The sequence below is a fragment of the Pseudoxanthomonas sp. SGT-18 genome, from assembly GCF_003931645.1.
GTDB lineage: Bacteria > Pseudomonadota > Gammaproteobacteria > Xanthomonadales > Xanthomonadaceae > Pseudoxanthomonas.
The window spans coordinates 153,543-176,477 of the sequence record NZ_RRYJ01000004.1 but is presented as its reverse complement, the minus strand read 5'-3'; the positions used below and the strand labels follow the sequence as shown (position 1 = coordinate 176,477).

23 protein-coding genes are annotated in these 22,935 nt (G+C 73.9%); 17 read left to right on the top strand and 6 right to left on the bottom strand.

Translation table 11 applies throughout. The features are described 5' to 3' along the window. Positions 1 to 42: 42 nt before the first annotated feature. Positions 43 to 558, bottom strand: coding sequence for a copper chaperone PCu(A)C (locus EIM47_RS07700; RefSeq protein WP_125076590.1), 516 nt, complete (start codon positions 556 to 558; stop codon positions 43 to 45). 44 nt (positions 559 to 602) lie between these two features. Between EIM47_RS07700 and EIM47_RS07695 the strand changes: the two genes are divergently transcribed. Beyond that, complete coding sequence (locus EIM47_RS07695; protein WP_019398876.1) at positions 603 to 1,382, top strand: enoyl-CoA hydratase/isomerase family protein; 780 nt, start codon at positions 603 to 605, stop codon at positions 1,380 to 1,382. Positions 1,383 to 1,386: 4 nt separating this feature from the next. Here the strand turns inward: EIM47_RS07695 and EIM47_RS07690 are convergent, their stop codons facing one another. Next, on the bottom strand, positions 1,387 to 2,301 hold the full coding sequence (locus tag EIM47_RS07690; protein ID WP_084220849.1) for a LysR family transcriptional regulator: 915 nt from the start codon (positions 2,299 to 2,301) through the stop codon (positions 1,387 to 1,389). Between the two features lie 110 nt (positions 2,302 to 2,411). Between EIM47_RS07690 and EIM47_RS07685 the strand changes: the two genes are divergently transcribed. After that, positions 2,412 to 3,176, top strand: coding sequence for an SDR family oxidoreductase (locus EIM47_RS07685; protein ID WP_019398878.1), 765 nt, complete (start codon positions 2,412 to 2,414; stop codon positions 3,174 to 3,176). Between the two features lie 41 nt (positions 3,177 to 3,217). Here EIM47_RS07685 and EIM47_RS07680 read toward each other — a convergent pair whose 3' ends face one another. The 3 genes from EIM47_RS07680 to EIM47_RS07670 all read right to left on the bottom strand — a co-directional run bounded on the left by EIM47_RS07680 (position 3,218) and on the right by EIM47_RS07670 (position 5,677). Next, positions 3,218 to 4,087: a sulfurtransferase gene (locus tag EIM47_RS07680; RefSeq protein ID WP_028915383.1), complete on the bottom strand. Its 870-nt coding sequence runs from the start codon at positions 4,085 to 4,087 to the stop codon at positions 3,218 to 3,220. Beyond that, entirely contained in the window at positions 4,084 to 4,893 is an 810-nt protein-coding gene (locus tag EIM47_RS07675; RefSeq protein WP_125076589.1) for a CoA pyrophosphatase, read from the bottom strand. The genes EIM47_RS07680 and EIM47_RS07675 overlap by 4 nt, the downstream gene beginning before the upstream one ends. An 82-nt stretch (positions 4,894 to 4,975) precedes the next feature. Then, entirely contained in the window at positions 4,976 to 5,677 is a 702-nt protein-coding gene (locus tag EIM47_RS07670) for an FKBP-type peptidyl-prolyl cis-trans isomerase N-terminal domain-containing protein (RefSeq protein WP_019398881.1), read from the bottom strand. 169 nt (positions 5,678 to 5,846) lie between these two features. Between EIM47_RS07670 and EIM47_RS07665 the strand changes: the two genes are divergently transcribed. From EIM47_RS07665 to nth, 3 genes are read left to right on the top strand one after another with little or no spacing between them, the layout of a single operon-like run. Continuing rightward, positions 5,847 to 6,629 (top strand): enoyl-CoA hydratase-related protein, encoded by a 783-nt coding sequence (locus tag EIM47_RS07665; RefSeq protein ID WP_019398882.1) that lies wholly within the window; start codon positions 5,847 to 5,849, stop codon positions 6,627 to 6,629. Between the two features lie 16 nt (positions 6,630 to 6,645). Then, complete coding sequence (locus EIM47_RS07660; protein WP_125076627.1) at positions 6,646 to 6,999, top strand: hypothetical protein; 354 nt, start codon at positions 6,646 to 6,648, stop codon at positions 6,997 to 6,999. Next, positions 6,996 to 7,793, top strand: coding sequence for an endonuclease III (gene nth / locus EIM47_RS07655; protein WP_125076588.1), 798 nt, complete (start codon positions 6,996 to 6,998; stop codon positions 7,791 to 7,793). Before EIM47_RS07660 ends, nth begins: the two co-directional genes overlap by 4 nt. 63 nt (positions 7,794 to 7,856) lie before the next feature. Here nth and EIM47_RS07650 read toward each other — a convergent pair whose 3' ends face one another. Further along, on the bottom strand, positions 7,857 to 8,708 hold the full coding sequence (locus EIM47_RS07650; protein ID WP_162125603.1) for a 2OG-Fe(II) oxygenase: 852 nt from the start codon (positions 8,706 to 8,708) through the stop codon (positions 7,857 to 7,859). 249 nt (positions 8,709 to 8,957) lie between these two features. On the opposite strand from EIM47_RS07650, the gene EIM47_RS07645 reads away from it, so the two are divergent. The 12 genes from EIM47_RS07645 to gspL all read left to right on the top strand — a co-directional run bounded on the left by EIM47_RS07645 (position 8,958) and on the right by gspL (position 22,916). Continuing rightward, positions 8,958 to 10,430, top strand: a complete 1,473-nt coding sequence (locus tag EIM47_RS07645) for a hypothetical protein (RefSeq protein WP_125076586.1) — start codon at positions 8,958 to 8,960, stop codon at positions 10,428 to 10,430. A 103-nt stretch (positions 10,431 to 10,533) separates the two neighbouring features. Beyond that, positions 10,534 to 13,167: a TonB-dependent receptor gene (locus tag EIM47_RS07640; RefSeq protein ID WP_125076585.1), complete on the top strand. Its 2,634-nt coding sequence runs from the start codon at positions 10,534 to 10,536 to the stop codon at positions 13,165 to 13,167. Positions 13,168 to 13,321: 154 nt separating this feature from the next. Continuing rightward, a complete protein-coding gene (locus EIM47_RS07635; protein WP_158675186.1) occupies positions 13,322 to 14,149 on the top strand; it encodes a type II secretion system protein N in 828 nt (275 codons plus the stop codon). Further along, complete coding sequence (gspD, locus tag EIM47_RS07630) at positions 14,146 to 16,236, top strand: type II secretion system secretin GspD (protein ID WP_125076583.1); 2,091 nt, start codon at positions 14,146 to 14,148, stop codon at positions 16,234 to 16,236. The genes EIM47_RS07635 and gspD overlap by 4 nt, the downstream gene beginning before the upstream one ends. Further along, on the top strand, positions 16,233 to 17,720 hold the full coding sequence (gene gspE, locus EIM47_RS07625; protein ID WP_125076582.1) for a type II secretion system ATPase GspE: 1,488 nt from the start codon (positions 16,233 to 16,235) through the stop codon (positions 17,718 to 17,720). Before gspD ends, gspE begins: the two co-directional genes overlap by 4 nt. Then, on the top strand, positions 17,707 to 18,906 hold the full coding sequence (gene gspF / locus EIM47_RS07620; RefSeq protein ID WP_125076581.1) for a type II secretion system inner membrane protein GspF: 1,200 nt from the start codon (positions 17,707 to 17,709) through the stop codon (positions 18,904 to 18,906). The genes gspE and gspF overlap by 14 nt, the downstream gene beginning before the upstream one ends. Positions 18,907 to 18,938: 32 nt before the next feature. Further along, positions 18,939 to 19,385: a type II secretion system major pseudopilin GspG gene (gene gspG, locus EIM47_RS07615; protein WP_125076580.1), complete on the top strand. Its 447-nt coding sequence runs from the start codon at positions 18,939 to 18,941 to the stop codon at positions 19,383 to 19,385. After that, positions 19,382 to 19,879 (top strand): GspH/FimT family pseudopilin, encoded by a 498-nt coding sequence (locus EIM47_RS07610; protein WP_125076579.1) that lies wholly within the window; start codon positions 19,382 to 19,384, stop codon positions 19,877 to 19,879. Before gspG ends, EIM47_RS07610 begins: the two co-directional genes overlap by 4 nt. Beyond that, positions 19,863 to 20,234 carry a type II secretion system minor pseudopilin GspI gene (gene gspI / locus EIM47_RS07605; RefSeq protein ID WP_125076578.1) on the top strand — a complete coding sequence of 124 codons (372 nt, stop codon included), beginning with the start codon at positions 19,863 to 19,865 and terminating at the stop codon, positions 20,232 to 20,234. Before EIM47_RS07610 ends, gspI begins: the two co-directional genes overlap by 17 nt. Continuing rightward, positions 20,219 to 20,824 (top strand): type II secretion system minor pseudopilin GspJ, encoded by a 606-nt coding sequence (gene gspJ, locus EIM47_RS07600; RefSeq protein ID WP_125076577.1) that lies wholly within the window; start codon positions 20,219 to 20,221, stop codon positions 20,822 to 20,824. The genes gspI and gspJ overlap by 16 nt, the downstream gene beginning before the upstream one ends. After that, positions 20,821 to 21,798: a type II secretion system minor pseudopilin GspK gene (gene gspK, locus EIM47_RS07595; RefSeq protein ID WP_164514565.1), complete on the top strand. Its 978-nt coding sequence runs from the start codon at positions 20,821 to 20,823 to the stop codon at positions 21,796 to 21,798. Before gspJ ends, gspK begins: the two co-directional genes overlap by 4 nt. Further along, on the top strand, positions 21,798 to 22,916 hold the full coding sequence (gspL, locus tag EIM47_RS07590; RefSeq protein ID WP_164514564.1) for a type II secretion system protein GspL: 1,119 nt from the start codon (positions 21,798 to 21,800) through the stop codon (positions 22,914 to 22,916). The genes gspK and gspL overlap by 1 nt, the downstream gene beginning before the upstream one ends. The last annotated feature ends 19 nt before the right edge of the window (positions 22,917 to 22,935 follow it).

Below are 22,935 nucleotides of genomic sequence, written 5' to 3'. Positions count from 1 at the left end.
GGCGGCGCCACGGCCCCTGCACGCCGCAGTTGCGGCGCGCCCTCAGTGATGATGATGGTGCGCGGGCGCCTCGTTGGCCGCACCCTCCGGTGCATTACGCGCCACTTCCAGCTCCACCTGCACCTGCGCACCGTCGGCCAGCTCCAGCAGCAGCGGCACGCGCTCGCCTTCGGCCAATGCCCGCACCGGCTGCATCAGCATCAGGTGCAGGCCACCGGGCTGCAGCACGGCTTCGCCATGCGCCGGCAGCGCCAGGCGCTCCAGCTCGCGCATCCGGCTCACGCCGTCGACGACGACGGTCTCGTGCACCGTGACCTCGGCAAACGCCTGGCTGCTGGCACCGACCACCGCCACCGCCTCGCCGCAGTGGTTGGCGATGCGGCCGAAGCCGGCCAGCATGCGCGGCTGCGGCACCGGCGACAGCCGGATCCAGCCGTCCTCCATCACCACGCAAGCGGCCTTCGCATCGTCCGATGCGGGCGTGGCGGCGCGGTTGGCGGCGGGGAGCGCGGCCAGGGCGGCCGCGATGGCGATCGGGAGCAGTCGTCGGATGTCCATGGCCCCTATCATAGCCGCCCCATACGCATGCCACCGGACCGCCCATGAACGCCTTCGTGCAGACCATCGACCACGGCCGCATCCGCGAACTGCGCCTGGCGCGCCCGCCGGTCAACGCGCTGGATCCGGCGTTGTGCCGGGCGCTGATCGCCGGCCTGGAGACCGCGGTGGCCGAGGACATGGACGCGGTGGTGGTGTCCGGCGCGCCGGGCATGTTCTCCGCCGGCCTGGACGTGCCCTACCTGATGTCGCTGGGCGAGGACCGCCACGCCCTGCAGGCGGCCTGGGGCGCGTTTTTCGGCGCGGCGCGCGCGCTGGCCGGGTTGCGCATCCCGGTGGTGGCGGCGGTCACCGGACATGCACCGGCCGGCGGCTGCGTGCTGTCGCTGTGCTGCGACTACCGGATCATGGCGCGCTCGCCGGATCCAGCCAGACCGTTCGCCATCGGCATGAACGAGACCCAGGTCGGCCTGGCCGTGCCCGATGGCGCGCAGCAGCTGATGCGGCGGGTGGTCGGCCACCACCGCGCCGAGCGCCTGCTGGTCGCCGGGGCCATGGTTCCGGACCAGGAAGCGCTGCGCATCGGCCTGGTCGACGAGCTGGTCGCGGTGGAGGAAGTGGTGCCGCGCGCCCTGGCCTGGCTGGAGCCGCTGCTGCGCCTGCCGCGCGCGCCGATGCTGCAGACCCGCGCCCTGGCCCGCGCCGACCTGGTGCGCGCGCTGGACCCGGACCACCTGCACCTGGACCGCTTCGTCGACGGCTGGTACGAGCCGGACACCCAGGCCGGCCTGCGCGCCCTGCTGGCGAAGCTCGGCAAGGCCTGAGCGCTCAGCCCGGCCACGGCTCCAGGTGCTCGGCCAGCACCTGGGCCAGCCAGTCCATCACCTCGCGCACCCGGCGCGGCATGTGCCGCTGCAGCGGATACAGAAGGCTGACCGGCATCGGCGCGGCCGGCAGCTGCGGCAGCACCTCGACCAGGCGGCCGTCGGCCAGCGCCTCGCGCACGCCGAAGCGCGGCAGCTGGATCAGGCCCAGCCCGGCCAGGGCCGCGCCGACATAGGCCTCGCCGTTGTCCACGATGACCGCACCCGGCAGCTCCAGGCTGGCATGGCCGCCGCCGGGCAGCGGGTACTCGAACCCTTCCGGCTTCTGGCCGAAGGCCACCGCGAACTGCACCAGGCGGTGGGAGGCCAGGTCCTCCAGCGTGCGCGGCATGCCGTGGCGCTCCAGGTAGGCCGGACTGGCGCAGGTGACCACCGGCGCCAGGCCCAGGCGCCGCGCGACCAGGCTCGGATCGACGACGTCACCGGTACGCACCACGCAGTCATAGCCCTCGCGCACCACGTCGACCCGGCGCTCGCCGGCGCCCAGCTCGATCTGCAGCCCCGGGTGCGCCTCCAGGAACGCCCCCAGCCGCGGCAGCACCAGCTGCCGGGCCATGCCGCCGGACATGCCGATCCGCACCCGGCCGCTGAGCTGCTGCGGCTCGCGCCGGAACATGCTTTGCAGCTCCTCGGCCTCGCCGAGGAAGTCGCGGCAGCGCTCCAGGAACAGCGCGCCGTCGCCGGTCAGCTGTACCCGCCGCGTGGTGCGGTGGAACAGCTGGGTGCCCAGCTCCGCCTCCAGCCGGCGCACCGCCGTGGACACGCTGGCCTTGGGCAGGCCCAGGCTGTCGGCGGCGCGGGTGAAGCCGCCAAGTTCGGCGACGCGGAGGAAGATGCGGTAATGCTCGAGTTGGTCCATGGACTGTTCTCCCCAGGCGAACAAAGAAATCGGATGAGCCGAGTTTATCAGCCCATCCGGCACCAATAGCCTGTGCGTGTCCCATTCCTCCCCACGCACGGAGCCTCGCCATGGATACCCCCGCCTCCCCCGTCACCCTGATCACCGGCGGCAGCCGCGGCCTCGGCCGCAACGCCGCCATCCACCTGGCCCGCGCCGGCCACGATCTGATCCTCACCTACCGCAGCAAGGCCGCCGAGGCCGAAGCCGTCGCCGCCGAGCTGCAGGCGCTCGGGCGCCGGGTCGCGGTGCTGCCGCTGGACGTGGCCGACAGCGGCAGCTTCGCGGCCTTCGCCGGACGCGTGCGCGAGGTGCTGGCCGGCTGGGGCCGGCAGCGGTTCGAGCACCTGGTCAACAACGCCGGCACAGGCCTGCACGTGCCCTTCGCCGAGACCACCGAGGCGCAGCTGGACGAGATGTACCGGATCCACTTCAAGGGCCCGTACCTGCTGACCCAGGCCCTGCTGCCGCTGCTTGCCGACGGCGGCCGCATCCTCAACATCTCCAGCGGCCTGGCCCGCTTCAGCATGCCCGGCACTTCGGCCTACGGCTCGATGAAGGGCGCGGTGGAGGTGCTGACCCGCTACCTGGCACGCGAACTTGGCGAGCGCCGGATCAGCGTCAACACCCTGGCCCCGGGCGCGATCGAGACCGACTTCGGCGGCGGCCGCCTGCGCGACGACCGCCAGCTCAATGCCTGGGTCGCCTCGCAGACCCCGCTGGGACGCGTCGGCCAGCCGGACGACATCGGCGGCGCGGTGGCCGCGCTGCTGGGCCCGGGCACGGCCTGGATCAACGGCCAGCGCATCGAGGCCTCCGGCGGCATGCTGCTCTGAGCCCGGATGCCGGCCCGGCGGGCTGCGGCCCGCCGGGTGGCCTACTGGGCGCTGCGCGCCACCGGGCGCGAGGGATCGGCGATCCAGCCGCTCCAGGACCCGGCGTAGACCCGCGCGCCGGACAGCCCGGCGTGCTCCATCGCCAGCAGCAAGTGGCAGGCGGTGACGCCGGAGCCGCACATCAGCACCGCATCCGGCGGCGCCCAGCCATGCAGCAGCGGCTCCAGCTCGGCGCGCAGTTCCTGCGCGGGGCGGAAGCGGCCATCGCGCAGGTTCAGGGTGAAGGGACGGTTGACCGCGCCGGGCACGTGGCCGGCGACCGGATCGATCGGTTCGACCTCGCCGCGGAAGCGCTCGGCACCGCGCGCGTCCAGCAGCCAGCCGGCCGGCTCGCCCAACCGCTGCAGCACGTCCGCCGCGGTGGCGATGCGGGCCTGGTCGTAACCGGGCGAGGGATACGGCGGCAGCGGCGCCGGCGCTCCGGCGCCATCGCCGGATTCGGGCAGGCCGGCAGCGCGCCAGGCGGCCAGGCCGCCGTCCAGCACCGCCACCCGGGCATGGCCCAGCAGGCGCAGCAGCCACCAGGCGCGTGCCGCGGCCATGCTGCCGTCGCCGGCGTCGTAGACCACCACCTGGTGCTCCGGGCCGATGCCCCAGGCGCCCACGCGCCGGGCGAAATCCTCCGCGCGCGGCAGCGGATGCCGGCCTTCGCCCTGCACGTCGTGGTCGGACAGGTCGCGGTCCAGGTCGGCGTGGCGCGCGCGCGGCAGGTGCGAGGCCGCGAACGCGGCGGCGCCGGCCTGCGGATCGGCCAGCACCGCGCGCGCGTCGAGCAGGCGCAGGCCGGGGTCGTCCAGCCGCGCCGCCAGCGCGGGCACGTCCACCAGGGTGGTCCAGTGCATGCCGCTCATCTCCCCTCCTCCAGGCGTCTCCTCAGGTTGTACAGGATCGCCGCGGTCGCGCCCCAGATGCGCTGTTCCGGCCAGTCGTACTCCAGCACGGTGCGGGTGCGTCCGCGGTAGTCCATGTCGATCCGGCGCAGGCGCGCCGGCTCCATCAGGTAGTCCAGCGGCACCTCGAACACCTGCGCCACCTCGCCAGGCTCCGGGCGCGGCACGAAGTCCGGGTCGACCGCCGCCACCACCGGGGTGATGCGGAAGCCGCTGATGGTCAGCAGCGGGTCCAGGTAGCCCAGCGGCGCGACCTGGCACACCGGCAACGCGATTTCCTCGTGGCTCTCGCGCAGCGCCGCCGCCAGCACGCCGCGGTCCGCCGGCTCCACCCTTCCGCCGGGGAAGCTGACCTGGCCGCCATGGTGGCGCAGGCCGTCGGTGCGCAGGGTCAGCAGCACCCGCGTGCCCTCCACGCGCGGGACCAGGCCGACCAGCACCGCGGCCTCGGCCGGGGCATGCGGGCCGAGCAGGTCGGCCAGTTCGTCGCGGTTCCAGCCCGGCTCGCGCGGCGGCTGGCGCAACGGGTGCAGCACCCGCTGCAGGCCGTCCCGCTCGCGCAGGCGCTGCACGAAGACCTGGCGTTGCCGCTGGCGCTGCTGCAAGACCTCCTCCATCAGGCGCCGGCGCTGGCCCTCGTCCATCCGGCTCCAGGCACCGATTTCCTCGCCGCTGCGCAGGCAACCTTCGCACAGACCGTCACGGTCCAGGCGGCACAGCCCGATGCACGGGCTGGAAACGGTAGCCAGGTCTGGGGAAACGCTCACGTCACGGGATCCTGCAGGGCCGGAAACGACTGCGCCGGCACGAAGCCGGCGCAGCAACACGGACGGCGGTGGCCGCCGCGTATTACTTGACCGACACCAGCTTGATCTCGAACACCACCGCCACGTTCGGCGGGAAGCCGGTGCGCGGGTCGGCGCCGTAGGCCTTGTCCGGCGGCAGGGCGACTTCCCACTTGGAGCCGGCCGGCATCTGCAGCAGGACCTCGCGCATGGCCGCCATCTCGACCTCGCTGACCTTGATCGACGGGATCTGCTGTGCCGGGCGCGCCTGCTCCGGGCGCTGGCCGTAGGGGTACGGACCGGCAACCTCCAGCTGCACGGTGCTGGCCTGGGTCGGCTTGGCACCGTTGCCGGCCTCGACCACCTTGTAGGCCACGCCGCTGGGCAGGGTCTTCACGCCCGCCTGGCCCTTGTAGCTGGCGATGAACTGGTCGGAGCGGGTCTTGTTCTCCGCGGCGGCCTTGTCGTACTGGGCCTTGGCCTCCTGCATGCGGGCCTGCTCGCGCTTCTGGAAGGCTTCCAGGGCCGGGCGCAGCTGCTCGGCGGTGATCGCCGGCTCCTTCTTGGCCAGGGCGTCCTGCAGGCCCTTGACCACCGAATTGACGTCGAGCTGCTCGCCGCGGGCCTGCAGTTCGGCAAGGTTGTTGCCGTAGTCATAGCCGAAGTAGTAGCTCAGCTTGCCCTTCTCGGACGTGGTGTCCTGGGCGAGGGCACTGCCGGCCACGGCCATGGCGGCAAGGGCGACAGCGATCGGACGCAACTTCATCAAGTTCTTCTCCGGAAGGGGGACGGTCGGCCCCGGGTGTTCGACGCGCTAGGATAGCCGCCGCTTGGTTGCCCGCGCCAGAGCGCGCGGGACAGGCCTGTGACCGTGGCGGACCCGCGAAGTTCCGCCGCTTCCTTCACATTCCCGAACCGTACCGACAAGGAGCCCCATGGCGTCCAGTCCCGTCACCGTCCGCGACGCCGATGGCGTCCGCACCATCACCATCGACCGTCCCGAGCGGCTCAACGCCCTGGACCGGCAGACCCTGGAGGCGCTGGACGCGGCCTTTGCCGCGGCGTCGGCCGATACCGCCGTGCGCGTGGTGGTACTCACCGGCGCCGGCCCCAAGGCCTTCGTGGCCGGCGCCGACATCGCCGAGATGAACCAGCTCGGCCCGATCGAGGCACGCGAGTTCTCCCTGCTGGGCCAGCGCCTGATGCGCCGGATCGAGCGCATGCCCAAGCCGGTGATCGCCGCGGTCAACGGCTACGCCCTGGGCGGCGGCCTGGAACTGGCCATGGCCTGCCACCTGCGCATCGCCGCCGACAGCGCGCGCCTGGGCCAGCCGGAAATCAACCTGGGCCTGGTCCCGGGCTTCGGCGGCACCCAGCGCCTGCTGCGCCTGTGCGGCCGCGCCGCGGCGCTGGAGCTGTGCCTGCTCGGCAAGCCCATCGATGCCGCCCGCGCCCTTCAGCTGGGCCTGGTGAACCGTGTGGTCCCGGCCGCGGAACTCGAGTCCGAGGTCGCCACCCTCGCCGGCAGCCTGGCCACGGCCGCGCCGCTGGCGCTGCGCGCGGTCCTGGACGCGGTGGTGGTCGGCGGCGAGTGCGCGATCGAGGAAGGCCTGCAGTTCGAGACCGCGCAGTTCGCCCTGCTGTTCGCCACCGAGGACATGCGCGAGGGCACCTCCGCCTTCCTCGGCAAGCGCACCCCGCAGTTCCGCAACCGCTGACCGGGCGATGGCGACGATGCAGGACCCGGCCCGCCAGGCGCAGCGCGCGCGCCTGCTCGCGCTGCTGGCCGATGGCGACCTCGACGCCGCGCTGCAGGCCGGGCTGATGGACTACCCCGCCTCGCCCGCCGCAGCGGAGGACGCGCCGCTGCTTGCGGCGCAACAGCGCCTGCGCACGGCCTGGGCCGCGCGCGAGCGGCACCGCGCGCGCGCCGCGCGGCTGGAGCGGATTGCCGCCGAGCGCGAGGCCCGGCGCCGCGCCGCGGCCGTTCCGGCCGACGCGCCCGCGTCCAACCCGGCCCTGCCGCCCGCGGCGGCGGCGGCCCTGGCCCGCGCGCGGGCGCGCGCGGCGGCGGGGCGCAAGCCATGAGCAAGGTGGTACGCAAGCGCGCCTCGGGTCCCGGCGCCGCCGTCCCGGGACCGGCCGCCCGGCCCGCGGCCGCGAACAAAGCCGGCACGGCCGCGAAGGCGCGCGAGGCCGCGGCCAAGCCGCGCATCCGCGCCCGCGCCGGGCGGTTGGCGCCGGCGGAAGTACGCGAGCTGTTCTCGCGCCTGCGCGAGCTCAACCCGCATCCGACCACCGAGCTGGAATACAGCACGCCGTTCGAGCTGCTGGTGGCGGTGGCGCTGTCGGCGCAGGCCACCGACGTGGGCGTGAACAAGGCCACCCGCCGCCTGTTCCCGGTGGCCAACACGCCGCAGCGGATCGTCGAGCTCGGCGAGGAAGGGCTGAAGCGCTACATCTCCACCATCGGCCTGTTCAACGCCAAGGCCAGGAACGTGGTGGCCGCCAGCCGCATCCTGCTGGAGAAACACGGCGGCCAGGTGCCGCGCGACCGCGCGGCGCTGGAGGCGCTGCCCGGGGTGGGCCGCAAGACCGCCAACGTGGTGCTGAACACCGCCTTCGGCGAGCCGACCATCGCGGTGGACACCCACATCTTCCGGGTCGCCAACCGCACCGGGCTGGCACCGGGCAAGGACGTGCGCGAGGTGGAGGAAGGCCTGCTGCGGGTGGTGCCGCCGGAATTCCTGCAGGACGCGCACCACTGGCTGATCCTGCACGGTCGCTACACCTGCAAGGCGCGCCGGCCGGAATGCCCGCGCTGCCCGATCCGCGACCTGTGCAGGTACGAGCACAAGACCCTCGCCCTGCCCGGGGATTGAACGCGCCGGGCCCGCCCGCACCCGGGGGCCGGTCGGAGGCGGCGACGGCCGGCTGCGGCGCGCTCAGTCGTGCCGCCGCTCCCGCAGCCACTTGGTCGCGATCCACTTCTCCCCTTCGACCACGGGCGCGCCGGCATGCAGCGTGCGCGTCATCGGGTGCGCGCGGTCGTAGCTGAAGAACACCGCGTTCCCCTTCACCGCCGCCACCTCCAGCCGGGCGTCGGGGAATGAGGTGGCGCCGCCGCGGCGCGGCGTGTTGAGGTACATCACCAGCGTGGCCACGCGCTGGCCGCCGCGACGCAGCAACACCTCGCCGCCCGGCTCGGCCGGGTCGAAGTAGTCGTAATGCGGGCGATACTCCGCGCCCGGCGGGTAGTGCAACACCTGCAATCCCTCGCCGTTCTCCAGCGGCCAGTCCAGCAGCCGCGCGATGCGCGCCTCGATGCGCCGGCACAGCGCGTTCTCCCCGCGGGTGAAGAAGGTGCCGCGGCTGGTGCGGTCGGCGTGCACCTGGTCGCCGCCGGTGCGCATGTCCACCGTGGTCGAGCGGCGCAGCCCGGGCCGCGAAAGCTCGACCAGCGCGTCGCACTCCTCGTCCGACAGCAGCCCGCCGAACACCACCACGCGCGGCAGCATCAGGCTCATCAGCACGTGCACCTCGCGGTCGCCGGCGTCGAGCACCGAGGGGCCGTTGATGCCGATCGGCACCGGCACCGGGCAGGGCAGCGGCAGCCCGGCTTCCTGCGACCTGCGCTCGAGGAAGCGGGCGACCGCCTCCTGCACCGCGTCCACCGCGTCCTGTTCGTCCCAGCCCGCCTCGCGCAGCGGGCGCAGCACGTCTTCCGGGTCGGCGCCGGCCACCGCCTGCCGCACCACCCACTGCTCGAGTTCGTCGGGAAGCTGCCTGCGATCCATGCACGCCATTGTGCCGCAGCCGCGCGCGGATGCAGCAGGCCGCGCGCGTCGCATGAACAACATACGGCTGCAACAAAGCTGCTGAAACATGGCGTGCACGGCGACGCGATCGCCGACGGCCGCCCATTGCCCGCAGCGGATGCGCGCGACGCGGGCGGTAACCGCTTTGTCACGCAAGTTTCCTATACAGCCTTCTTAACGCTTTTTTGCTCGCCCGGACCACCCGTCCAACGACCGGAGATAGAGGAAATGCCTGTCCGCAACAACACCAAGACCCTGCTGATGACTTTCGGCGCCGCACTGGCCCTGAGCGCCTGCGGCGGCGGCGCCGACAGCGTCGTTTCCCCGGGCGAAGGCGCCTTCCCGCCGGCTCCGCCGCCGACCACGCCGCCGCCGACCACCCCGCCGCCGACCTCGCCGCCGCCGGCCGCCGGCCCGGCCGAGAACTGCCCGACGGGCTTCGCCAACGTCGGCACCGTCGCCGGCGGCACGCTGCGCGCCTGCCAGCTGCCCAACCGCATCGTCGGCAACCTGGTCATCGAGAAGCTGGACGGCGTGATCTACGCGATCAACGGCCAGGTCAACGTCGGCGACGACGCAGGCGGCAACGCCTCGGCCCCGGTGGCTGGCGCGCAGACCGGCATCCTGACCGTGGAACCCGGCGTGCGCTTCTTCGGCTCGGCCGGCGCCGACTTCCTGGTGGTCAACCGCGGCTCGCAGATCTTCGCCGAGGGCACCGCCAGCGACCCGATCGTGTTCACCTCGCGCGCCAGCGTCGAGGGCGAGACCAACGTGGACTCCATCGGCCAGTGGGGCGGCGTGGTCATCCTGGGCCGCGCGCCGATCAGCGCCTGCCCGGGCGAGACCGTGTCGGGCACGCCGGAGTGCCAGGCGCTCATCGAGGGCGTGAACAACGTCTTCTACGGCGGCAACAACCCGAACGACAACAGCGGCCGCCTGCGCTACGTGCGCGTGCAGCACTCCGGCTATACCATCGCCGCCAACAACGAGCTCAACGGCATCACCTTCGGCGGCGTCGGCCGCGCCACCACCGTCGACCACATCCAGGTGCACAACAGCTCCGACGACGGCATCGAGATCTTCGGCGGCACGGTCAACCTGCGCCACATCGTGCTGACCGGCAACGACGACGACAGCCTGGACACCGACACCGGCTGGGACGGCGGCGCGCAGTTCGGCATCGTGGTGCAGCGCGCCAACGGCGGCGACCGCATGAACGAGTGGAGCGCCATCCGCCGCGAGCCCTACTCCAAGCCCAGGATCGCCAACTTCACCTACGTCGGTCGCGCCGGCGGCGGCGTGGCGATCGAGCTGAACCAGGGCACCCAGGCCAGCTTCTACAACACCGTGGTGACCCGCCCGGCCGGCGGCAGCGGCAACGGCGCCACCTGCCTGAACATCGCCGACGCCAACACCACCGGCACCTTCCACTCGGTGTTCTTCTCCTGCCCGACCGCCTTCTCCGGCGCCACGGCGGAGGCCGCGTTCAACGCCGGCACCAACAACGTCGCCAACGGCACCTCGACCCTGGCCTCGACCTTCGTCAACGGCGCCAACGAGTCGGCGGTGACCCCGTACGCCAACCTGAGCGGGGTCCATTCCTTCTTCCAGAACGTGGACTACATCGGCGGCGTGAAGAACTCGGCCGACACCTGGTGGCAGGGCTGGACCTGCGGCCTGACGGCGGACAAGCCCTGCTGACGCAGGCCTCCGCCGCGCTACGCGGCGCGGCGGCGTCCTTCGCCGCCGCGCCGCACGACGTTTCCCTTCCGCCTGCCCTCCGCAGCCAAGGCTATCCTCCATGATGTCCAAACTACCCCGCATCGGACCGCCCCGCTCCAGCCTGTGCCTGGCCGTCGCCGCCGCGCTGGCGACGCCCGCCTGGGCCGAGCAGTCCGCCGACGCCGCCACCGCGGCCGTGGCCGCCGCGGTCCAGCTCGATTCCGTCCAGGTACGCGGGGAGCACATCCCCGAGCCGATGCAGCACACCACCGAAGTGGCCACCTTCGTGACCCGCGAGGACCTGCAGCGCACCGGCGACAGCGACGCCGCCCAGGCGCTGACCCGCGTCAGCGGGCTGAGCGTGGTCGGCGAGAAGTTCGTCTACGTCCGCGGCCTCGGCGAGCGCTACTCCTCGGCCCTGTTCAACGGCTCGCCGCTGCCCAGCCCCGAGCCGCTGCAGCGCGTGGTGCCGCTGGACCTGTTCCCCAGCGAGGTGCTGGAGGGCGTGACCGTGCAGAAGACCTACTCGGCGCGCTACCCCGGCGAGTTCGGCGGCGGCGTGATCGACCTGCGCGGCCTGACCGTGCCCGAGGAGGGCTTCCTCAAGCTGTCCATCGGCACCGGCGGCAACAGCGTCACCACCGGCGAAAAGGGCCTGACCTATTACGGCGGCGACGACGACTGGTGGGGCTACGACGACGGCACCCGCAAGATGTCGCCCGAGCTCAGGCAGGCGCTGGCCACCGGCCGGCGCGTGGACCTGGGCGCGGACTTCGACCGCGCGGACATCCGCACCATCGGCCGCAGCATCAACGACCCCAACCTGTACCTGCTGCAGCAGAAGGACAGCATCGACCCGGACTTCAGCTTCGGCGGCAGCGCCGGCAACTCGATGGAGGTCCAGGACGGCGTGGACCTGGGCTTCGTGGCCGTGGCCAACTTCAGCAACGAGTGGCGCACCCGCACCGGACGCCAGCAGGACGGATACTTCACCGGCGACGAGGTGGAGTTCAACAGCAGCTACGACTTCGCCTCCACCCGCAACAACGCCCGCGTCAACGCCATGTTCGGCGCCGGCCTGAAGGGCGAGAGCCACGAAGTGACCTTCACCTCGCTGTACGTGCACGACACCGTCAAGCAGGCGCGCAGCCGCGCCGGCGAGGACAACCTGGCCGGCTTCGAGGTCCGCGACGACTACACCGAGTGGTTCGAGCGCACGCTGGTCAACAACCAGGTCAGCGGCACCCACCGCTTCGGCGAGTACGACGACCTGACCGTCGAATGGCGCGGCGCCGTTTCCCGCGCCAACCGCGAGTCGCCGTACGAGACCGGCATCAGCTACGAGAACGTGGAGGGCTACTGGAGCCACGACGCCTCGCGCGTGCAGAACTACATCCGCTTCGGCGAGGTGGAGGACGAGGTGGCCAGCGGCGGCGTGGACGTGGGCTGGCGCCTGCCGACCGAGCGCGAGTTCGTCCTCTCGGGCGGCGCGTCCTACTCGGACAACGACCGCAGCGCCTGGCAGCGCGAGTTCCGTTTCCTGGCCCTGGACGGCGCCCTGCCCTTCTACAACCGCTACCAGCGCATCGACTACCTGTTCTCGGACTACAACCTGAGCCAGGACCTGCTGCGCCTGCGCGAGACCACCGGCAACACCGGCGCGGCCGCCTACGACGCCACGCTCAAGGTGCGCGCCGCGTACCTGCAGCTGGAGGGCGAGGTGGTGCCGATGGTGCGCGCCAGCCTCGGCGTCCGCTACGAGGACGCCACCCAGGCCGTGCATCCGTACGACATCTTCACCGGCCAGCGCATCGAGTCGCCGGCGCCGCTGGAGGAGGACTACCTGCTCCCTGCGGCCACGGTGACCTGGAACTTCGCCGACAACCAGCAGCTGCGCTTCGGCGTCTCGGAAACCATCGCCCGTCCGCAGTTCCGCGAGATGGCGCCGCAGCAGTACAACGACCCGGACAACGACCGCCTGTTCTACGGCAACCCGAACCTGGTCGACAGCAAGCTGCGCAACTTCGACCTGCGCTACGAGTGGTTCTTCGGCGCCGGCGAGTACCTGACCGCCGGCCTGTTCCACAAGGAGATTGAACGGCCGATCGAGGCCAACGTGAACGAGGCCGGCGGGGTGGTGTTCCAGAGCTTCGTCAACGCGCCCTCGGCCACCGTGCAGGGCTTCGAGTTCGACGCCAAGAAGTACTTCGACCTGCCGATCCAGGCGGCCTGGTGGGGGGACAACCGCCTGTACGTGGCCGGCAACTACACCTGGTCGGACTCGGAGGTCGAGGCCGGCGAAGGCGACACCGTGCATCCCTACGGCTACGCCACGCCCATCCCGGCACGCCTGTTCGTCCGCGACGGCAGCCAGCTGCAGGGCCAGTCCGAGCACATCGCCAACCTGCAGCTGGGCATCGAGAGCGCCAGCTCGGGCTTCCAGGCGACCCTGGTGGCCAACCACGTCAGCGAGCGCATCCTGGCGCGCGGCCGTCCCGGCCAGCCGGACTACATGGAGAAGCCGGGCACCACGCTGGACCTGGTGGTGCGCAAGGGCTTCGACCTGTGGGACCGCCGCGGCACGCTGGCGTTCACCGCGCGCAACCTGCTGGAGACCGACCACGAGGAGTACCAGGAGCGCGGCGGCCGGCGCGTGGACGTGTACACCTACGAGCCGGGCGTCAGCTACAGCGTGAGCCTGTCGGTGGACTTCTGACGCGGGTGCCACGTGCGTCCCGACGGCCCGGCCCCGCGCCGGGCCGCTTTGTTTCAGTTCCGTGCATCGCGCGCGCGGGCTGAAACCGGCACGTCACATTTCTGACTCATCCTGTCATCGAACCGGGGCTTTCCGGCCCCGCGCACCTATCGACGTGCCACGACCGCTCCCGAACTCGCTCCTGCGGCACTGGCCGGCGCTGGCCGAGGCCGCGCTCGTGCTCGTGCTGCTGCTGCAGCTGGCACGGCTGCTTTGGCTGGCGTTCGCGCCGGCGCCGGCGTCGGCCGGGGCGGCGCCGGTGGCGGTGGCGGCCGAGGCGCCGGCGCTGGCCGGCCTGGATCCGTTCTTCGGCAACGCACCGGAGGCGGCCGGCGAGGCCGGCAGCTGGCGGCTGTTCGGCCTGCGCGTGGCGGCCGACGGCGGCTCGGCCATCCTCGCCCGCGACGGCGGCCCGCAGCAGGCCTACCGCGTCGGCGACGCGCTCGCCCCGGGCGTGGTGCTGGAGGCGGTGGCCGCCGACCACGCCGTGCTGCTCGATGCCGGCGTGCGTCGCCGGCTGGAGCTGCCGGCGGTCCAGGGCGCCGGCCCGGGCGGCGGGCCTGCACCGGCCGCCCTGCCCGCTTCCGCGCCTGCGCCTGCGCCGGCCGCCCTGCCCGCTCCTGCGCCGGCCACCGCGGCCGCGCCCGAGCAGGAGACGCGCGACGTCGACCCCGCGCGCCTGCTCGCCGAGGCCGGGCTGCGCACCTACCAGGAGGCCGGCCGCGTGGCCGGCTACACGCTGATGCCCCGCGGCGACGCCGCGCTGCTGCGCGCCGCCGGCCTGCAGCCCGGCGACGTGCTGCTCAGCGTCAACGGCCAGGCGCTCGATCCGGAGCACCTGCCGGAAGTGGCCGAACAGCTCAAGTCCAACCCGCGCGCCGTCATCGCCTACCGACGCGATGGCCAGGTGCGGACCGTCACCCTCGGAACCGGCTCCCCATGACCCCACGCCCCGCCGCCCTGCTGCTGATCGCCGCGGGCGCACTCGTCTTCCCGGTGCCGCCGGCGCCGGCCCAGGCCGCGTCCGCGCCGGCGCTGCGCATGCAGAACGTGGAGCTGTCCGCGTTCATCCAGGACGTGGCGCGCGCCACCGGCACCACCTTCATCGTCGATCCGCGCGTGCAGGGCACGGTCACCGTCACCCGCGGCGACGCCATGTCCAACGAGGACCTGATGGGCGTGCTGCTGGCGGTGCTGCGCGGCAACGGGCTGATCGCCGTGCCCGCGGGCCCGGCCACCTACCGCGTGGTGCCGGACGACACCGCCGCGCAGCAGCCCGGTACGCCGCTGGGCTTCGCCACGCGCGTGTTCCCGCTGCAGCGCATCGACGCACGCGCCGCGGCCGAGACGCTCAAGCCGCTGGTCGGCCGGGGCGGCGTGGTGGTCGCGCTGCCGCAGGGCAACCAGTTGCTGGTGGCCGACTACGCGGACAACCTGCAGCGCATCTTCGGCCTGGTCGAGCGCATCGACCGCGACAGCGCCAGCATCGACACCGTCGCCCTGCGCAACACCTCGGCGCGCGAGCTGGCCGCCACCCTGGCCGGGCTCTACGGCGGCACCACCGACCGCAGCGCGGCCGCGCCGCTGTCCGTGGTGCCGGTGGAGAGCAGCAACTCGCTGCTGCTGCGCGGCAACCCGGCGCTGGTGCAGCGCGCCGCGCAACTGGCGATGGAACTGGACGCCCGCGCCGAGCGCAGCGGCGACGTGGCCGTGGTCCGTCTGCAGCACGCCAGCGCCGAACAGCTGCTGCCGGTGCTGCAGCAGCTGATCGGCCAGGCCCCGGACCCGGTGGCCGCCGCGTCCGGCGCCGACGCGGCGCGCATCCCGTCGGCCCCGGCCGGGGCCGCCACCGACGCGGCCAGCACCCAGATCATCACCCCGGCCAGCGGCAAGCGCCCGGTGATCGTGCGCTACCCCGGCGCCAATTCGCTGATCGTGCACGCGGACCCGGACACCCAGCGCGTGCTGCTGGACGTGATCCGCCAGCTGGACGTGCGCCGCGAGCAGGTGCTGGTCGAGGCGCTGGTGGTGGAGATCTCCGACGAGGCCGCGCGCAAGCTCGGCGCGCAGCTGCTGCTGGCCGGCCGCGACGGACGCGTGCCCATCGGCCTGACCCAGTTCTCCAATGCAGGGCCGGGCATGGCCGCGCTGGCCGGCGGCGCGCTCGCCGGCGATTCGGAGAGCGAGGCGGCCGATCTGGCCCGCCGCGCCGCGGCGCAGGCGCTGCTCGGCCTGAGCGGCGGCCTGGTCGGCCTGGCCGACCGCAGCGACGACCGCCTGTTCGGCCTGATCATCAACGCGGTCAAGAGCGACACCGGCTCCAGCCTGCTGTCCACGCCCTCGATCCTCACCCTCGACAACGAGGAGGCGCGGATCATGGTCGGCCAGGAGGTCCCGGTCACCACCGGCGAGGTGCTGAGCACCAACAACGACAACCCGTTCCGCACCATCGACCGCCAGGACGTGGGCATCCAGCTCACGGTGCGGCCGCAGATCAACAGCGGCGGCGGCATCACCCTGTCGATCAAGCAGGAGGTGTCCTCGGTCAACGGCACCGTCAGCACCACCAGCGACGAGCTGGTGCTCAACAAGCGCGAGGTGGAGACCAACGTGGTGGTCGACGACGGCGCCATCGTCGCCCTGGGCGGCCTGCTGGACCAGAGCGACGAGGCGCGCACCGAGAAGATCCCGGTGCTCGGCGACATTCCGGCGCTGGGCGCGCTGTTCCGCAGCAGGTCGCGCAGCCGCAGCAAGACCAACCTGATGGTGTTCCTGCGCCCGACCATCGTCCGCGACGCCGCCGACGCGCAGCGCCACACCGCGGCCCGCTACGGCTACCTGCGCGAGCAGCAGCTGCGCGGGGACCCCACCGCGCTGGCCGAGCTCGACGCGGTGGTGCGCGACTACCTGCGCGCCAACCCGCCGGTCGCGCCGGTCGCGGCCCCCGCCCCCGCCCCCGCTCCCGCCCCCGCCCCCGCCAAGGCGCCGGTGCAGCCAGGCGCGGCCACGGACGGCGGTTCGCCGCGATGAGTACGGCCGCGCCTGCCCTGGCCTACGCCTTCGCCAGGCGCCACGGCGTGCTGCTGCTCGGCGCCGGCGGCCACGTCGCGCTGCGCGAGGGCGGCGACCCGCAGGCGCTGGTCGAGGTGCGGCGCGTGCTCGGCGTGCCCCTGCAGGTGGATGTGCTGGAGCGCGCCGCGTTCGACCGCCGGCTTTCGGAGGTGTACGCCGACGCCGCCCTCGGCAACGCCGCCGGCGTGGGCGAGCTGGACCTGCACGGCAGCCTGGACGCGCTGGCGGAGGACATCCCCGGCACCGCCGATCTGCTGGAGAGCCAGGGCGACGCGCCCATCATCCGCCTGATCAACGGCGTGATCGCCGAGGCCGCGCGCATCGGCGCATCGGACGTGCACATCGAGTCGTTCGAATCGGCGCTGCGCGTGCGCTTCCGCGTGGACGGGGTGATGCGCGAGGCGGTGAGCCTGCCGGCGCGGGTGGCGCCGCTGCTGGTCTCGCGGGTCAAGGTCATGGCCCGGCTGGACATCGCCGAGAAGCGCGTGCCGCAGGACGGCCGCGTGTCGCTTGCCATGGGCGCCAAGGCGCTGGACGTGCGCGTCTCGACCCTGCCCACCCGCGGCGGCGAGCGCGTGGTGCTGCGCATCCTGGACAAGGATCAGGGCGCGCTTTCGCTGGAGCAGCTGGGCATGGAGCCGCCGGCGCTGGCCGCGCTGCGCGACGCGCTGCGCACGCCGAACGGCATCGTCATGGTCACCGGCCCCACCGGCTCGGGCAAGACGACCACGCTCTACGCCGCGCTGGCCGCGCTCAACGACGGCGAGCGCAACATCCTCACCGTCGAGGACCCGGTCGAGTACGCCATCGAGGGCGTCGGCCAGACCCAGGTCAACGCGCGCGTGGGCATGACCTTCGCCGCCGGCCTGCGCGCCATCCTGCGCCAGGACCCCGACGTGGTGATGGTCGGCGAGATCCGCGACGGCGAGACCGCGCAGGTCGCGGTGCAGGCCAGCCTGACCGGCCACCTGGTGCTGTCCACCGTGCACACCAACGATGCCGCCGGGGCCATCACCCGCCTGCGCGACATCGGCATCGAGCCCTTCCTGCTGGCCTCGAGCCTGCGCCTGGTGATGGCCCAGCGCCTGCTGCGCCGGCTGTGCCCGCACTGCCGGCGGCCGCGCGGCGACGACCGCCTGGACGCGGCGCTGGGCGGCGGGCGCGCCGGCGGCACCGTGTACGAGGCCGTCGGCTGCCCGCGCTGCAACCACACCGGCTACGCCGGCCGCATCGGCATCCACGAATTCATCGTCGTGGACGAGCGCATCCGCCGCCTGGTCGCCGAGGACGCCGGCGAGGACGCCATCGCCGAGGCCGCGTTCGCCTCCGGCGGCGGGCGGCTGGCCGACGCGGCGCGGCGCTGCGTGGCCGCCGGCGTCACCACGCCGGAGGAGGCCGTGCGCGTGACCCGCCAGGAGAACCCGGGCGATGTCGGCGTTTGAGTATTCCGCGCTCGACGGCCGCGGCCGCACCCGCACCGGCACGGTGGCCGCGGCCAGCGCGCGCGAGGCGCGCGCGCTGCTGGAACAGCGGCAGCTGGTGCCGGTGCGCCTGGAGCCGGCGCGTCAGGCCGCCGCGCGCGCCGCCGGTGGCCGCTTCACCGCGCGCGACCTGGCGCTGCTGACCCGCCAGCTGGCCACGCTGGCCGCCAGCGCGCCGCTGGAAGAGGCGCTGCGCACCATCGGCAGCCAGAGCGACCGCCGCGGCGTGCGCCGGGTGGTGATGGCCACGCACGCGCAGGTGCTGGAGGGCTACCGCCTGGCCGACGCCATGGCGCAGCAGGGCAACGCCTTCCCGCCGCTGTACCGGGCCATGGTCGCCGCCGGCGAGAGCTCGGGCGCGCTGCCGCAGATCCTGGAACGGCTGGCCGAGCTGCTGGAGCGGCAACAGCAGCTCCGCGCGCGCCTGGCCGGCGCGCTGGTCTACCCGGCGGCGCTGGCGTTCACCGCGGTGCTGGTGGTGGCGGCGCTGATGGGCTTCGTGGTGCCCAAGGTGGTGGAGCAGTTCGACTCGATGGGCCGCGCGCTGCCGTGGCTCACCCGCGCCGTGATCGCCGTGTCCGACGCGATCGCCCAGTGGGGCTGGCTGGGGCTGGCGCTGCTGGCGGTGGCGGGCGTGGCCTTCCTCCGGTTGCTGCGGCGCGAGGACTTCCGCATGCGCTTCGACGGCCTGCTGCTGCGCCTGCCGCTGCTGGGCCGGGTGCTGCGCGACCTGCATGCCGCGCGCATGGCGCGCACGCTGGCCATCATGCTCGAGAGCGGGTTGCCGCTGCTCGAGGGGCTGTCCATCACCGCGCGCACCGTGGGCAACCGCGTGCTGCGCGCGGCCACCGCCACCATGGTCACCGCAATCGACGAGGGCAGCAGCCTGTCGTCCGCCATGCGCCGCGCCGGCGTGTTCCCGCCCACCCTGCTGTACATGGCCGGCAGCGGCGAGGGCAGCGGCCGCCTGGCGCCGATGCTCGGACGCGCCGCCGACTACTTGGAGCGCGAGATCGACACCGTCTCGGCCGCCGCGCTGAGCCTGCTCGAGCCGGCCATCATCGTCGCCCTTGGCGGCGTGGTCGCGCTGATCGTGCTCTCCATCCTGCTGCCCATCCTCCAGTTCAACTCGCTCGCGCTCGGCTGAGCGCGCCCCGACCCCGCACCGAGGAACCGCCCATGCGACCGCCCCGCCGCTTCCGCCCGCATCCGGACGCCGCCGGCTTCACCCTGATCGAGCTGATGGTGGTCATCGTCATCATCGGCCTGCTGGCCACGGTGGTGATGATCAACGTGCTCCCCAGCCAGGACCGCGCCATGGCCGAGAAGGCCCGCGCCGACGTGGCGCTGCTGGAGCAGGCGCTGGAGACCTACCGCCTGGACAACCTGGCCTACCCGCGCAACGACCAGGGACTGCAGGCGCTGCTGCAGGCGCCGGCCGGGCTGGCGCGGCCCGAGCGCTACCGCAAGGGCGGCTACATCCGCCGGCTGCCGGACGATCCGTGGGGCAACCCCTACCAGTACCGGATCCCGGGCCGGCGCGGCGCGTTCGACGTCTATTCCTTCGGTGCCGACGGCGCCGAGGGCGGCGACGGCGAGAACGCGGACATCGGCAACTGGCAGTGACCGCGCGCGCGCGCCCACGCCGCCACCTCCCCGCGCCGCGGCGCAGGCGCGCGCGCGGCTTCACCCTGCTGGAGCTGCTGGTCGCCGTGGCCATCGCCGGCCTGGCCGCCACCGCGGTGCTGCTCTCCCTGCCGGACGACGACGCCACCCTGCACCGCCAGGCCGACGGCTTCGCGCAGCGCCTGGGCCACGCGCGCGACGAAGCCATCCTCGGCGGGCGCACGGTGCAGGTGCAGGTGGACGCGGCCGGCTACCGCTTCGCGCGCCACGACTTCGGCGCCTGGGTGCCGCTGGAGGACGGTCCGTTCGCCGCCCGCGCCTGGCAGGACGGCGTGCGCGCGCTGCTGCCCGCGCGCCAGGACCGGCTGGGCTTCCGCTTCGATCCCACCGGCGCGGCCGAGCCGCAGGCGGTGGCGCTGGCCCTCGGCCAGGCCCGGGTGGAGGTGTCCGTCGATCCTGCCGGCAAGGTGGACGTGCATGGCCGCCCGCACTGAAGGGCCCGCCCGCGCGCCGGGCTTCTCCCTGATCGAACTGCTGGTGGCGCTGGCGGTGCTGGCGCTGGTCGTGGCCGGGGTGCTGAACCTGGCCGGCGAGAGCGCGCGCACCGCGGCGCATGTGGAGCAGCGGATGCTGGCGGGCATCGTCGCCGACAACCTGGCCGCCGAGGCCATGCTGGCCGACGCCGCCACGCTGGCCGCCCCGGCCGACGGCGTGGCGCACCTGGGCGGGCGCGACTGGCGCTGGCGGCGCACGGCCACCGTAACCGGCGCGGACGGGCTGCTGCGGGTGGACATCGTGGTCGTCGGCGAAGACGGCGGCCAAGCCGCCGATGCGTGGGTGTTCCGGTGAAGGCGCGCGGCTTCACCCTGGTCGAAGTGCTGGTCGCGCTGGCGGTGTTCGCCCTGCTCGCGGCCGCGGCGGTGGCCATCCTGGCCTGGGCCGGGGACCAGCAGGCCGCGCTGCGCGCGCGCATGGAGCGGCTGGGCGAGCTGCAGCGGGCGCATGCGCTGCTCAAGGCCGACCTGTCGCAGGCCGCGGTGCGGCGCACGCGGTTGCCGGACGGCGGTATCGCGCGCAACGCCTTCGACGCCGCGCCGCCGGGCGACCTGTCGCGGCCGTTGCTGGGCTTCGTGCGCCGCGGCCGCGAGAACCCGGACGCCGAACCGCGCGCCTCGCTGCAGTACGTGGAGTACCGCGTGGTCGACGGCCGGCTGGAGCGCAGCGCGCGCCCGGCCCTGGACGGCACCGCCGCGGCCGCGCCGCAGGTGCTGCTGACCGGCGTGGAGGACGTGCGTGCCGGCTTCTACTCGCACGGGCAGTGGAGCGACGGCTGGATCGGCGGGGCGCAGGCGCTGCCGCGCGCGGTGCGTCTGGACCTGCGCCTGCGCGACTTCGGCCCGGTGCGCCAGGTGTTCGTGCTGCCGGAGGCCCCGCCGTGAGCGCGCCCCGTCCCGCCCGCCAGTCCGGCACCGCGCTGCTGTCGGTGCTGCTGATGGCCGCGCTCATGGGCGTGCTGGTGGTGGCGATGCTGGACGACATCCGCTTCGGCCTGCGCCGCACCGCCAACGCCGACGCAATGGCGCAGGCGCAGCGCCTCGCCTTGGGCGCCGAGGCGCTGGCGCGGCGCAAGGTCGCGGCGCTGGCGCGCGAGGACGTGGCCGTGGCCGCCTGGAATGGCCGGCCGCTGGCGTTTCCCGTCGAGCACGGCCTGGTCCGCGCGCGGCTGCGCGACGGCAGCGACTGCTTCAACCTCAACAGCGTGGTGGAAGGCGCCGCCGGCCAGTGGCGCCGGCGCGAGCTGGGCGTGCGCCAGTACGTGGCGCTGCTGCAGGCGCTGGATTTCAGTGCGGCGCAGGCGCAGGCGCTCGCCGACGCGCTGGCCGACTGGATCGACAGCGACCACCGCCGCGCGCCGCTGGGCGCCGAGGACGGCAGCTACGCCGCGCTGCAGCCCCCCTACCGCACCGGCGGCACGCTGCTGGCCGAAGCCAGCGAGCTGCGCGCCGTGCAGGGCTACACGCCGCCCGTGTACGCGCGCCTGCGTCCGTACGTGTGCGCGCTGCCGCGGCCGGACCTGTCGCCGGTCAACGTCAACGCGCTGGCCCCGGCGCGCGCGCCGGTGCTGAGCATGCTCACCTTGGGTGCGCTGACCCCGGCGCAGGCGCGCCGGGTGCTGGAGTCGCGCCCGGCCCGCGGCTGGCGCGACGCGGCCGCCTTTTGGGCCGACCCGGCGCTGCTGCAGGCGCCGGTGCCCAACGAGGTCTACGACCAGGTGTCGCTGCGCAGCCACTGGTTCGTGCTCGACGCCGAGGTCGAGTACGCCGGCGCGCAGGTCGTCCTCAGCGCGCTGCTGGAACAGGACGGCAGCCGCGAAGCACGCTTGGCCGCCCGCCGCTGGACCCGAGACGAATGATGAAACCGCCTTCCGCCACCCGCTTGACCCTGCTCGCGCGCGACCCGGCGCAGCCTTCCACCTGCCTGCGCATCGACCCGTCCGGGCGCATCCTCGCGCGGCAGCCGCTGCTTCCGGGGCAGGCACCGCCGCCGCCTCCGGGCGAGTCCGTGCGCGAGGTCGTGGCCGTGCCCGGCGAGTCGGTGCGGCTGCTGTGGCTGGAGCTGCCCGCGCGCCATCCGGCGCAGGCGCTGGCCGCCGCGCGGTTGCAACTGGAGGACCACGTCGCCGGTGCGGTCCAGGGACTGCACGTGGCCATCGCGCCGGCGGCCGCCGGCCCGCGCCTGCTGGGCGCGGTGGAGGACGCCACCCTGCGCGGCTGGCTGCAGCGTTGCGCACAACTGGGCATCTCGCCGCACGCGGTGGTGCCGGACTGCCTGCTGCTGCCCGAGGCCGACGACGGCACGCTGCTCGCCGCGCCGGCCGGGGACATGCTGGCCGTGCGCGGGCCTCGGCTGGCGTTCACCGCCGAGCCCGGGCTCGCACGCGCGATCGCGGGGGCGCGCCCGTTGCGGATGCTGGAACCCGGCGAGGCGGAGGCGCGCTTCGCCGCCGCCGCGGCCGGCGAACCGCCGCTGGACCTGCTGCAGTACGGCCACGCCCGCCGCGACCCCCGCGCGCGGCGCCGGCGCCGGCGGCTGGCGGTGCTGGCCGCGCTGGCGCTGTGCTCGCCGGTGCTGGTCGATGGCGCCCTGGCGCTGCGCTATGCGCTGGGCGCGCACTGGATGCAGGCGCGCGCCGACGCGCTGGCGGTGCAGCAGGTCCCGGCGCTGGCCGCCAGCGCCGACCCGTCGGCCGCGCTGCACGCACTGCACGCCGAGCTGGCCGCGCCCGCGGTGCTGGCGCAGCACTCGGCGGCGCTGTTCGGGGCGCTGCCGGCCGTGCCCGGCGCGCAGCTGGACAGCTACGAGTTCGCCACCGCCACCGGCGTGCGCGCCGGGCTGCTGCACGCGGGCGAACAGGACCTGGAAACGCTGCGCGAGCGCCTGGCCCCGGCGGGGCTGGCGCCGGTGCCGCTGGAGAGCCGGCCGGTGGACGGCGGGATGCGCAGCCTGGTGGGCGTGGAGGCATTGCGATGAGCGCAACGGGCAGAGGGAC

Excerpts from the sequence above, each read along its gene's own strand:
- EIM47_RS07700 (WP_125076590.1), bottom strand. The coding sequence starts at position 558 with ATGGACATCCGACGACTGCTCCCGATCGCCATCGCGGCCGCCCTGGCC.
- EIM47_RS07695 (WP_019398876.1), top strand. The coding sequence starts at position 603 with ATGAACGCCTTCGTGCAGACCATCGACCACGGCCGCATCCGCGAACTG.
- EIM47_RS07690 (WP_084220849.1), bottom strand. The coding sequence starts at position 2,301 with ATGGACCAACTCGAGCATTACCGCATCTTCCTCCGCGTCGCCGAACTT.
- EIM47_RS07685 (WP_019398878.1), top strand. The coding sequence starts at position 2,412 with ATGGATACCCCCGCCTCCCCCGTCACCCTGATCACCGGCGGCAGCCGC.
- EIM47_RS07680 (WP_028915383.1), bottom strand. The coding sequence starts at position 4,087 with ATGAGCGGCATGCACTGGACCACCCTGGTGGACGTGCCCGCGCTGGCG.
- EIM47_RS07670 (WP_019398881.1), bottom strand. The coding sequence starts at position 5,677 with ATGAAGTTGCGTCCGATCGCTGTCGCCCTTGCCGCCATGGCCGTGGCC.
- EIM47_RS07665 (WP_019398882.1), top strand. The coding sequence starts at position 5,847 with ATGGCGTCCAGTCCCGTCACCGTCCGCGACGCCGATGGCGTCCGCACC.
- EIM47_RS07660 (WP_125076627.1), top strand. The coding sequence starts at position 6,646 with ATGCAGGACCCGGCCCGCCAGGCGCAGCGCGCGCGCCTGCTCGCGCTG.
- nth (WP_125076588.1), top strand. The coding sequence starts at position 6,996 with ATGAGCAAGGTGGTACGCAAGCGCGCCTCGGGTCCCGGCGCCGCCGTC.
- EIM47_RS07650 (WP_162125603.1), bottom strand. The coding sequence starts at position 8,708 with ATGGATCGCAGGCAGCTTCCCGACGAACTCGAGCAGTGGGTGGTGCGG.
- EIM47_RS07645 (WP_125076586.1), top strand. The coding sequence starts at position 8,958 with ATGCCTGTCCGCAACAACACCAAGACCCTGCTGATGACTTTCGGCGCC.
- EIM47_RS07640 (WP_125076585.1), top strand. The coding sequence starts at position 10,534 with ATGTCCAAACTACCCCGCATCGGACCGCCCCGCTCCAGCCTGTGCCTG.
- gspD (WP_125076583.1), top strand. The coding sequence starts at position 14,146 with ATGACCCCACGCCCCGCCGCCCTGCTGCTGATCGCCGCGGGCGCACTC.
- gspE (WP_125076582.1), top strand. The coding sequence starts at position 16,233 with ATGAGTACGGCCGCGCCTGCCCTGGCCTACGCCTTCGCCAGGCGCCAC.
- gspF (WP_125076581.1), top strand. The coding sequence starts at position 17,707 with ATGTCGGCGTTTGAGTATTCCGCGCTCGACGGCCGCGGCCGCACCCGC.
- gspG (WP_125076580.1), top strand. The coding sequence starts at position 18,939 with ATGCGACCGCCCCGCCGCTTCCGCCCGCATCCGGACGCCGCCGGCTTC.
- gspI (WP_125076578.1), top strand. The coding sequence starts at position 19,863 with ATGGCCGCCCGCACTGAAGGGCCCGCCCGCGCGCCGGGCTTCTCCCTG.
- gspL (WP_164514564.1), top strand. The coding sequence starts at position 21,798 with ATGAAACCGCCTTCCGCCACCCGCTTGACCCTGCTCGCGCGCGACCCG.